The sequence below is a fragment of the Ktedonobacter robiniae genome, assembly GCF_016587375.1.
GTDB lineage: Bacteria > Chloroflexota > Ktedonobacteria > Ktedonobacterales > Ktedonobacteraceae > Ktedonobacter > Ktedonobacter robiniae.
In genome coordinates this window covers 67,631-78,021 of record NZ_BNJG01000009.1, presented here as the reverse complement: position 1 = coordinate 78,021, position 10,391 = coordinate 67,631, and the positions used below count along the sequence as shown (strand labels likewise).

General features: G+C 54.6%; 13 protein-coding genes. 3 read left to right on the top strand and 10 right to left on the bottom strand.

Going from position 1 to position 10,391, the window contains the following annotated elements; genetic code table 11:
* On the bottom strand, nt 1–386 hold a 386-nt coding region (locus JMJ04_RS46310), incomplete at its 3' end, for an NUDIX hydrolase (protein ID WP_201377102.1).
* A gap of 231 nt (nt 387–617) precedes the next feature.
* On the opposite strand from JMJ04_RS46310, the gene JMJ04_RS46305 reads away from it, so the two are divergent.
* Nucleotides 618–1,298 carry a DedA family protein gene (locus tag JMJ04_RS46305; protein WP_201377101.1) on the top strand — a complete coding sequence of 227 codons (681 nt, stop codon included), beginning with the start codon at nt 618–620 and terminating at the stop codon, nt 1,296–1,298.
* 69 nt (nt 1,299–1,367) lie between these two features.
* On the opposite strand, the gene JMJ04_RS46300 is transcribed toward JMJ04_RS46305, so the two are convergent.
* The 4 genes from JMJ04_RS46300 to JMJ04_RS46285 all read right to left on the bottom strand — a co-directional run bounded on the left by JMJ04_RS46300 (nt 1,368) and on the right by JMJ04_RS46285 (nt 4,122).
* A complete protein-coding gene (locus JMJ04_RS46300) occupies nt 1,368–1,823 on the bottom strand; it encodes a hypothetical protein (RefSeq protein WP_201377100.1) in 456 nt (151 codons plus the stop codon).
* A gap of 108 nt (nt 1,824–1,931) precedes the next feature.
* On the bottom strand, nt 1,932–3,173 hold the full coding sequence (locus JMJ04_RS46295; RefSeq protein ID WP_201377099.1) for a WD40 repeat domain-containing protein: 1,242 nt from the start codon (nt 3,171–3,173) through the stop codon (nt 1,932–1,934).
* A 129-nt stretch (nt 3,174–3,302) separates the two neighbouring features.
* Nucleotides 3,303–3,833, bottom strand: a complete 531-nt coding sequence (locus JMJ04_RS46290; RefSeq protein ID WP_201377098.1) for a hypothetical protein — start codon at nt 3,831–3,833, stop codon at nt 3,303–3,305.
* Nucleotides 3,834–3,939: 106 nt separating this feature from the next.
* Nucleotides 3,940–4,122 carry a hypothetical protein gene (locus JMJ04_RS46285; RefSeq protein WP_201377097.1) on the bottom strand — a complete coding sequence of 61 codons (183 nt, stop codon included), beginning with the start codon at nt 4,120–4,122 and terminating at the stop codon, nt 3,940–3,942.
* 29 nt (nt 4,123–4,151) lie between these two features.
* On the opposite strand from JMJ04_RS46285, the gene JMJ04_RS46280 reads away from it, so the two are divergent.
* Together JMJ04_RS46280 and JMJ04_RS46275 are read left to right on the top strand one after the other, a co-directional pair.
* Nucleotides 4,152–5,288, top strand: coding sequence for a sensor histidine kinase (locus JMJ04_RS46280; protein WP_201377096.1), 1,137 nt, complete (start codon nt 4,152–4,154; stop codon nt 5,286–5,288).
* Between the two features lie 17 nt (nt 5,289–5,305).
* Nucleotides 5,306–5,992, top strand: a complete 687-nt coding sequence (locus JMJ04_RS46275; RefSeq protein WP_201377095.1) for a response regulator — start codon at nt 5,306–5,308, stop codon at nt 5,990–5,992.
* A gap of 146 nt (nt 5,993–6,138) precedes the next feature.
* Here the strand turns inward: JMJ04_RS46275 and JMJ04_RS46270 are convergent, their stop codons facing one another.
* The 5 genes from JMJ04_RS46270 to JMJ04_RS46255 form a co-directional block, all read right to left on the bottom strand.
* Nucleotides 6,139–7,008, bottom strand: a complete 870-nt coding sequence (locus JMJ04_RS46270; RefSeq protein ID WP_201377094.1) for a bifunctional 5,10-methylenetetrahydrofolate dehydrogenase/5,10-methenyltetrahydrofolate cyclohydrolase — start codon at nt 7,006–7,008, stop codon at nt 6,139–6,141.
* Nucleotide 7,009: 1 nt separating this feature from the next.
* On the bottom strand, nt 7,010–7,639 hold the full coding sequence (locus tag JMJ04_RS46265) for a cyclodeaminase/cyclohydrolase family protein (protein ID WP_201377093.1): 630 nt from the start codon (nt 7,637–7,639) through the stop codon (nt 7,010–7,012).
* 683 nt (nt 7,640–8,322) lie between these two features.
* Nucleotides 8,323–9,399 (bottom strand): RNA-guided endonuclease InsQ/TnpB family protein, encoded by a 1,077-nt coding sequence (locus JMJ04_RS46260; RefSeq protein WP_236039207.1) that lies wholly within the window; start codon nt 9,397–9,399, stop codon nt 8,323–8,325.
* A complete protein-coding gene (locus JMJ04_RS47895) occupies nt 9,356–9,700 on the bottom strand; it encodes a helix-turn-helix domain-containing protein (RefSeq protein WP_236039206.1) in 345 nt (114 codons plus the stop codon). Before JMJ04_RS47895 ends, JMJ04_RS46260 begins: the two co-directional genes overlap by 44 nt.
* Before the next feature lie 194 nt (nt 9,701–9,894).
* A complete protein-coding gene (locus tag JMJ04_RS46255; protein WP_201377092.1) occupies nt 9,895–10,350 on the bottom strand; it encodes a L,D-transpeptidase in 456 nt (151 codons plus the stop codon).
* Nucleotides 10,351–10,391 lie beyond the last annotated feature (41 nt).

Sequence of the window (10,391 nt, the reverse complement as noted above, 5' to 3'; positions counted from 1 at the left end):
GCAAAGAAACGCGCCTCGATGATCTCTCGCGCATCTAGCCTGCGCTCGCCTCCTACCAGGCGCCCCACGAAGCTCACTTCTAGACGCAATTTGTAGCCGCTTACCAAGCGCAAGGCGCGCTCGATCTCCACTTCATATCCCGTCTCCTCGCGCACCTCGCGGCAGACCGTCTCCTCAAGCGACTCGCCATGTTCGGCGTAACCTCCTGGCAGGCCCCAGGACCCCTCGCGCCAAAAACGATGGCGCAGCAATAAGATCTCTCCCTGTTCATTAAAAATCACAGCTGAGGTACCAACAATATATTTGTGATGCATAAACCAGAGGAGGTACCACTGTAGCGTCCCTATTTTCAGCAAATTCCATAATCTGACCAGGATAGCATTCATCCTCTCATCTCCCTTGTGTCCCGCCTACGCCTGCTTTATCTTTTGCGACATATTTGCGACAGATACTTAACAGGTTTGCGATTCTTTTCAGGCTTTATCCTTGTATACTACGGACTAGTGTATAGAACTGACATCTATTAAAGCAAACACAATCCGGCTGGTAAATCTTCATCTTCAGCCATAACTGTGACGATAAGCCATAATGAAAACAACCTGGAAGGGGTCACATCAATGGATTTGGCAACGCTTTTCTCCATACATACACTTCAGAGCTTATTGGATATCCTGGGGTATCCGGCGGTCACGCTTTTGATCCTGCTGGAGAGCGCGGGCATCCCCCTCCCTGGTGAAAGTATGGTCCTGCTGGCCTCTTTCTACGCGGCGACCAGCCATCAGCTTCAGCTCCCCATCATCATACTCTGCGCAGCCATAGGCGCGATTATTGGTGACAACATTGGCTACTATATCGGTCGCACAGGTGGACGGCGCTTTGTCGAGCGTTTCGGCAAATACTTTTTCTTGAAGACCAGCCACCTGGAGTACGCGGAGCGTTTTTTCGCGCGTCATGGGGCCAAAACTGTCTTCTTTGGACGCTTCATTACCTTCCTGCGCATCTGGGCGGCATTTCTGGCAGGAATGAATCAGATGCCCTGGCGCGCCTTTATGTTCTATAACGCGCTTGGCGGCATCACCTGGGCTACCCTGATTGGAAGCCTGGGCTACCTTAGCGGAATCTTCTTCCAGGACCATTTTGACCAGGTAGAGCACCTGGTGAAGCTGATTGGCTGGGGCGGCCTGGGCGCTGTGATCGTCCTGGTACTTGGGGCCCTACTCTTCCTGCGCCTGCGCCGCGCTCGCCAGCCAGAAGAGTCCACAACGAACAAAAAACGCAACCCCTCACACGCGCTCTAGCAAGAAACATAAGAGCTATGCAAAGAGGGGTTGCGATGGCTCCTTCTATCTATCTACCACTCGTCTACCCTACGGAGTTGGCGTGAAGGGTTGGCTGCCGGGCAACGCATACGTACAATACACAGTGTCATCGCTTCCCTCAGGGTCCTCATGGCATGAAGAATGCGTACGAAGCGCGAATGCGCCCACAATTACAAGAGCCGCTACGCCAAAGAGAAGCATCGCCCACACCATTGATTTCTTGCCTCCTTCCTTGCGTCGATAAGCCCTAAAAGCAAAGGCGAAAGTAAGTAAGCTCATGATGCCAACAATGAAAAAGCCGAGGATGAACAGTCCAATACCATCCTCATTAAAATAAAGATGACCCTGTTGAAACTCATTGGCAAATACTTTCAGCCACTCATCTGGTCCCATATAAGCATTGCTAAATATTGAACAAGTGGAGCAGAGTGTGCAAAATATGCCAAAACAGAGGGTAAAGCTTAGGATAGCCTTAGATGTGCTTGCCAACTTCTTGTCTTGCATGATTTCACCTCTCCTTTCTGGATGGCCGCAAAGATTTGATGAACTCACGGTCCTTACTCCGGTGCGCAGTCATAAACAGAATCTACGCGAGTTGGGCATGGGTCCTATTCAGAGATTGGTGGGTAGGTTCCAGACATGGACGTCGGGGAGCGAACTGCTGGCGGAGGCGATCGATTTACTATCAGGTGACCAGACCATGGAGGTTACGTCGTAGGGATGTCCCTGGTAGGTAAAGAGACATTTGCCAGTGGCAGGGTGCCAGACCTGCACAGTACGATCAGCGCTAGCCGAGGCGATGTATTTGCCATTGGGTGACCAGGAGGCAACATAAACTTGATCTGCGTGGCCACGATAGGTGAGGCGATGGCCAGCAACAGGATGCCAGACCTGTACTGTGTGATCAGTTTCAGCCGAGACGATGTATGTACCGTCAGGTGACCAGGAGAGCGAGGAGACATTACCACGATGCCTGGTATAGCCCGGGAATTGCTCTGCACTCAGCGCCTTCCAGATCTGAACACTGTTTAATTTGTCATCGCTGGCGAAGGCAATATATGTGCTATCAGGAGACCAGGTCAGGGCATTGATAGCACAAACTTCTACACGGTCCTGGGTAAACAGCTTTTTCCCGGTGAGCGCCTCCCATATACAAAAAGTACTGCTCTGACCAAAATGAAAAATGGTAGCAAGGTAGTTGCCATTGGGCGACCAGGAGACAATAACTGAGTCCCCGTATGACAATTGCTGGTGTTGAGCAGTGACATTCCAGACCTGGATCTGCTGATCAGCCCATGAAAAGGCGAGAAACCGAGCGTCGGGTGACCAGGCCAGAGCAGCATAATTAAAGGCCGAAAATTGGTACTCAATCTCTGGTGACGTGAAGAGGGTTTGCGCTGTTCTAGGACCCCAGATATGAAAACGCCCCTCCCTGCCAACGGAAGCGATACGGGAGCCATCCGGTGACCAGGCCAGAGCATAGACCCCATTCCAGTGTCCCTCATAGCGCAAAGCGGGGTGAGGAGGCAGGTGTCTGACTAGCCAGTGGAGCGCCATCGGTCCACCTATCAGGGTGCTCAGGCCAGTCAGGGCAACAAGAGAGCCAGCCCGAAGCAGGATATTGCGCCGCTTGATTTTACCCCGAGAGGAAGAGACAGGGAAGGCATAGGGCATAGATGGTGGTAGGGCATCGGGGGAGACCTGAGGCATGGGTGCAGGTGGCCATTGAGGGGTGAAAGCAGCGGCAGAGGTGGATTCAGGCTCTAGCGGTGCCTGTGGGACAATGATTTCAGCCGGCGCAGGCACGGCTGGCTGATGAAAAGCCTCTGAAGAGGGAGAATCATTCTCAGTCATGGCGACTCCTTGTCGTGACAAATGAAATTCGTAATTCGAATATATAAATACGCACCGGTCGATGGTGCGCGTAGCCCGACGGCGTCAAGCGAAACGCCCGGCCCGAAAATGAGATCACAGGTGAGACACTTACCTATCCCGCAAGCGTAGACTAAAGAAAGTCGTCAGGATAATCGCCAGCGCAACCAGGATGAGTGTGGCATAGACAGTAGGAGGGAACAGGGAGCCAAAGAAGACTGAACAGTCCTCATTGCCGTTATAAGAGACATTGGTGACACATTCAAATTTGAGGGAGAAACAACCGACAGCCAGCCCAAGGCTGAACACATAGAAGAGGGCGGCCCAGAGCAAAGAGGGAGTGAGGCGGCGAACTTTCCTGGCAACATTGATGGCAGCGGTCAGCACGATCCCACTCCAGATAGAGAGAGGGATATAGAGCAGTATACCAATGAGGGCGGGCCCGTTGAGAGTCAGAATGCCAGTGGTATAAGCATTGGAGATGATTTTTACCATGTCAGAGGCACCCTCTGAATAGGCATAGGAGAGACAGCAGAAAGACCCAAGGCACAGGGTAAGGAGAAGAAAGAGCATAGTAAAGATGTTCATGATTGTGCCTATGGGAGATGGGCGGGTGACTTCCGCAGGATAGGGATTGTCCATAGATGATCCTTTCAAGGATAGATTATTATTCTTGATGGGCATCTCATCACTCAGAAGCTCCCTAAAGGTGAGCGAAAACGCGTTTGGAAGAGCGATCGATACGCATCTATCTGGGAGCATAGCGTCTCTCGCGAACTATTGCTACGTCTTTTACGACACGGTTCTTCTCGCCGATGGCACCAGTGTCGGAAGCGACAGTGGTGGAAGCGACGGGGGTGAGGAGAGCAAGACGTGCTATAATCGAGACAGCATGCTCGCTTGCGAGCAGGGCAAATGATATTGGTAGCACAACTCCTTATGGAGGCGAAGGAAGAGCGTATGAAGCAGCCTCGTCACGTCCGTTCACTCACCTGGTTTTTTCTTTTCTGGCTGGGGAGCATCATAGTCTATTGGAATAGCTGGGCATGGAAATATGCTGCCTCACCAGGGAAATATACCGCCTCAGCAACACTCCACCTGGTGGTGACGTTGCTCCTGCTCACCCAGATGACCCACCTGCTCATTCTGGCGCTCGCGCTCTCGCCCTTACTGTTTCTGATTGCCACCCTGAAGTTCAAACAGATCCATTCCGTGCTCCTCTTCATCGGAGGTGATTGTCTGCTCCTGTTCCTCTATGGAGAAATGATTGGTCCAACGCGAGATTGGAGTGATATCTGGGGTGGGGGATGGGCGCCAGGAGTTGGCTTTCTCGGCCTGTTCTTCTTGATAACCCTGCTGCTCTATGTCCAACAGACCAAACAGGCCCACGAGCGCACCCTGGTTCTCTTGCGCGAACTGGATGAGGCGCATGCACAATTGTCCACCTTTGCCCTGCGCATCGAAGAACTGACGCTGATGGCCGAGCGCCAGCGCATTGCCCGCGACTTGCATGATACTCTGGTCCAGGGAGTCACTGGACTGCTGATGCAATTAGGGGTAGTACGTGCGCAGTTGCGTCACCAGAAAGTGGAGCGAGCGCAGGCGTTGTTAGAACAGGTGATGGAGCAAGCCAGTGATGCTTTGGCAGATGCCCGCTGTGCCATTGGAGATCTGCGTAGTGGACGCACCCGCTCTGATGATCTTGTAGAAGTAGTCCAGGAGGAAATCAGCCGTTTCACGGCCACCACAGGTCTCTCCTGTCACGCTGATATTGCAGCCCTTTCGACCCTCCCGACTCCCTGCTGCGAGCACGTGGTACGGGTCATCTCCGAAGGACTCGCCAATGTGGCTCGCCATGCCCAAGCCAGCGCGGTCTGGATCCAGGCAATCGCTCATAAGAGCCTCCTGACTATCCAGGTACGAGATAACGGGGTTGGCTTTGACCCGGATACGATCAGTGCTGAAATGGGACAGTATGGACTGCTTGGCATGCGGGAACGCGCCAGACTCATCGGGGGGCAACTGGAGATAATAAGCACGAAAGGTGGGGGAACCATCCTTTGCTTCCACATACCAATACGTCCACAGGAAAGCTAAAAGGGAGGGAAAGAGATATGCCACGACCCATCCGCGTTGTCATAGCCGACGACCATCTAATGGTGCGCAAGGGGCTGCGTTTGATGCTCGAAGAAGAAGGGGGAGAGGAGATCAAACTCGTCGGCGATGCGGCCGATGGCGCAGCAGTAGTAGCAATGGTAGAACAGGCGCAACCAGATGTCGTAGTGATGGATATTCGCATGCCTGGTATGAATGGCCTTGCCGCGCTGGAGCGCATCCGAACCATGTGGCCACACATCGCTGTTCTCCTGCTCACCACCTATGACGAGGATGAACTATTGATCCAAGGACTGCAAGCTGGAGCCAGCGGCTATTTCCTCAAAGAAACGCCAGTAGAAACCTTACTAGATGCCATCCGTTCGGCAGCACGAGGCGAGATGCTGATCCAGCCAGAGACGATGGCTCGTCTCCTCTCTTATGCAACTTCAGTCAGCCCTGCTCTATCGGTGAGCAGATCGCAGCATCCTCAAGGCGCTGGCATCTCAGGTTCCATCGCCTTAACCAAGCGTGAAAAGGAGGTGCTAGCGGGAGTGGCCCAGGGCGAACGCAGTAAAGAAATTGCCGTGCGTCTGGGTATCACGGAAAGAACCGTGCGGGCTTACCTGACCAACATTTATACGAAGCTGAATGTAGATTCTCGTGCCTCAGCCGTTGCTCTCGCATATGGTCTCTTACCACGCTAGTGCAGACGAAAGTACAGCCTATATGCAAAAAATTACGACAAAACAAAAAGGTAAGAGGGCTTGCCGCCTTGCAAAGCCCTCCTACCACATGAGGGGGAACTCAGAGTAAAAGTACGATCCTCATATACGAAAGCTGATCTGGCTTATCAGGCTCGCGCTCGCTCACGCTCCTGTCGCCAGGCCGCCTCGATGCACTGCTTCATCAGCATCACATTGGTCAATGGTCCGACCCCTCCGGGCACTGGAGTCAGCGCACCAGCCACCTCGCTCACCGAGGCATAGTCTACATCACCCACAATTCCGCCCTCTGGACGCGCGTTGGTGCCAACGTCGATGACTGTTGCTCCAGGCCGAACCATCTCTGCCTTTACCATGGTAGGGCGTCCGACAGCCGCAATCAGGATATCACTTTCACGCATAACTTCACTCAAATTCTGCGTGCGCGAATGACAGATCGTCACGGTCGCATTGCGCTGCAAGAGCATCAGAGCCAGCGGCTTGCCAACAACATTGCTGCGCCCCAGTATGACTACGCGCTTCCCCTCAATGGGCGTCTGAGTGCGCTCAAGGATCTCCACCACCGCCGCCGCGGTCGAGGGATACAAGCTGGGGAAGCCCAACGCCAGATTGCCAGCGCTCTGGAGGCTAATACCATCAATATCCTTCTCAGCCGCAAGCGTCTCAGCTACCAGGCGCTGGGGGAGATGCTCCGGCAGCGGCATCTGGACGATTACCCCATGCACTGCGGGATCACGATTCAGGCGCAAAAGTGCATCACGCAATTCCTCGGTCGTCGTCTCTGCGGGAAGCGCTTCCACGGACGCCTCAACGCCCAGTTCTTTGGCGATACGCAAGATAGCCTTGGTATAGACGCCCGAGGCGGCATCACCCTCCACGCGTACGACTACCAGGCCCGGCGCGCGCTGATAGGTCTGTTGAAAGCGCTGCACCTCCTCTTTCAGTTCAGTTTTAATCTCCGCACTCAGTTTCTTTCCATCAAGTACAGTTACCGTCATGCTACTTAGCACCTCTCTCCTCAATTGCTCGATTAACCCCTAGCGCCTCTTCCGTAATCTGTCCCAGCGCGCCATCTAGCCGCCCCTGCAACTCCTGGGCCTTGTCTGCATCCTTCAGAGAGGTAATGTTGACATTGACCATCCAGGCCGCCCCATTCCCGGTAGCCAGGGCCAGCGAGGTGGCGGTGGCGATGTCACTGAGCACATTTTTGTTGCCGATCTCGGCGACGCGTTTGCAGCAGCGCACAAGCTCAAGTGCGCGCTCGACCATCTCTAGAGGCACCAGGGCCGCCTCGACAAGCGCACCTTGTACGGCCTGTTTGCGCGCCTCTTTCTCTTCGTTGGTCCCGCGTGGCATCTTAAAGCAGCTTGAAAGCTTGCCATAGGCCTCGATATCCAGGCACATCAACTCCTGGAAGCGGGCGCGCAGGCCCTCACCCTGTTCAATCAGGTCGCCAATCTCCTGCTGGACCACTGTATAGTCGGCCTTGCCAACCGTGAGCCGCGCCACCATACACGCGAGGCTCGCGCCCATCGCTCCGGTCAGCGCCGAGGCGGAGCCGCCACCTGGCGTAGGCTGCGCGGAGGCCAGGTCATCTAAATATTGCTGTAGTGTCTTGTCTAAATACATATGTTCTACCCTCATAGGTAATATAATATCTTATTCAACACTCGCTGGGCTGGGAAATTTCCACCCTCCATTCTAGCATCGCGTTCCGCAAGCCGTCGAGGGCGCATGACCACTGTCAGGCTCTCCAGTTCGCCACCATACGCCACTACCCGGCAGTACTACCCAGCGCACACAAAATAGGAGGTACGTCGATAAGGGCATTTATATCCCCTCTTCCTCCATGATACCAACACAGGATACCCACCAGTTAAGAGCAATGTGCGAGGGCATCAAGCCTTCTCCGGCAGCGAGTATATAATGCGCGCACAACAGTTCAATATACAAAGCAACGCCCTCTCTGTCTCCAGAGAGGGCGTTCACGATAGTTTTTGGTCTGATCAAGCAAATGTGAGCAATCGCAGAAACACACGCTAATAGATGATGATATCGCTCCCCTTTTGCAGAGAGTTATAGAGCCATTGTGCGTTCTCCCTGGGGGCCTCAATCCCGCTGGTGATGCTGCCATCAGCGGTATGTGCGCCCTCGATATGGGGCAGCTGCGCGTTCGGGCCAAAGACCGTACGCTGTGGGTTGCAATAGATGAACGACCTATAATACGCCCCTGGATGCTCAGCCTGCTTGATGGTTTTGTGAAGTACCCCACGCCCCTGCGGCGGGGGCTTCGACAGTGGCCAGCGCCCTCCTCAGAGGACACCAGTCGCTGTGGGACGCTTCCCGCCCCGACCCGCCTTCCTGCTGGGTTTGCCTTTCTTGCGATCAGGAATGGCTCCTTGCAGTTCATAGCGGCGCAGAATGTTTCGCGCGGCATTTTCATCGCGATCCAGCTCGGTCCCACACGTGGGGCAGGAATGCCATCGCACCGAGAGACCTTTGGGGACCAGAACCCCGCAGCCACTACATCTCTGGCTCGTCTGCTGGGGCACCACCTTCACCACCATGCCGCCAGCCTCTTCCGCTTTGCAGGCACACAGCGTGATGAAACGGCCCCAGGCCGCGTCAAGGATACTTTTGTTCAGGCCGCTCTTGGCAGCCGCTCCATTGGGCAGATAGTGTGTCACCGTCGCTGCTGTCGTGCCACCGTCGCTTCCCTCTGTCGTTGCAGGGGCCTTCTCCTTCTCGGGCTTGGGTCTTGCCGTCATATTGGGGATCTGCAATGCCTCAAACACCAGGGTCCCATACTGATTGACCAGGCGGCGAGATGCTTGGTGCAGGAAGTCCTCTCGACGATGGCGCACCTTGCGGTAGAGTCGTGTCAATTCCCGCTTGGCCCGGCTGCGTCGATGACTGCCCCGCTTGCGCCGAGCCAGCTTGCGATGGGCGGCCTTGATCTGCTGCTCGGTGCAACGGTAGATGCGAGGGTTGGCAATCTGCTCCCCCGTGGAGAGCGTGGCATAGGAGGTGATGCCCACATCAATGCCCACAGCCTCACCAGAGGGGGGGATGGCCTTGGTGGGATCACCCCTCTGCTCCACGCTCAAAATCGCATACCACTGGTCGCCATCGTGCTTAATGGTACAGGTTTTGATGGTGCCGTGGATGGGTCGATGCATCACCATCTTGAGATGTCCAACCTTAGAGAGCGCGAGCCGACAGGTTTTCTTGCCCTTGGTGTCGTGGGAGGCGAGGGCACCAAGAAGCTCAAAGCCACTTTGGACATAGGTGAAGGAGTGATAGCGGCTGCCTGATTTGTAGCGTGGGTAGCCTGGGGTTTGCCCCTCACTCAGCCACGCGACGAAAGAAGGCTTGCATCGCCTTATCAAGGCGGCGCAGCACATCTTGCTGGACCTGGGAATGGATCTCCTGATATTCAGGACGCTCCTGTTTGATCTGGGGCAATTGGTCGGCTTGTGTGCGATAGGAGATCGAGACGCCAGCCATCTGGTAGGCCAGGGTGCGTTCTTCGAGGCCTGCATTGTAGAGCTCTTTACAGCGACGAAGCGTCCACAGGAGGGTACCTTCTTGTTTGCGCGTGGGGTACAAGCGGTAGACATAGGCTTTGACACGCACAGGCAAGGGCGCCTCGGCTGCCTGCGGTTCTGGTGTATCTTTCGCGTCTTCCATGCATCTCCTCCTCTTGCAGCATTCCTGGACACTTCAACGCTGAGATGTTTTTCACAGACATAGAACAAGATTTCAAGAAGCAGTATACAGAAGCCTCGCTTTGTTGTCAAGCTCTCGCTTTCCTCCGCTTCCCGCCACCCAAGCCACTCCCAAAAGGAACGGCCCTTGTATTCCCATGACTCAAGCCAGGGGTTTTACGGGCCGGTTCGATAAAACAGTTCATAGGATACCTCGATATGCCCCTGGCCTGGTGGCAATGCATCGGATGCTAATGTGCCCTGTTCGAACGTGTAGTCAACCTGGAAGTGACCAGGCATGGTTGGCAGTCGGGTAAAACTCGAGGCGATATGAAACGAGCGTACAAGCGAACCATTGGTATACACACGCGCGCTCTGCATGGCAAGCGAGACAACGATGACCGTTTTGTTGTTTAGCTTGAGACTGGAAAGCTGGTGCAGTTCACTTGCCGTAGGCTGGTTCAACGAGGGCTTGCTTTGCGCGGTCTGCTCATCTGCCCCACGCCCGCGTCCGATGATATCTGCATGAATCTCATCCTTGACAATAGAAGTGGGAGAATACTCTCTATGATTGTCATCGCAGAGAGCGCCAAAACGTAGCATCGTTTTTAGGGTCTTTCTCTCGTACACCATCCTCCGGACCCCTTCGGAGCCGCCGGGCGATAAGATCGGCA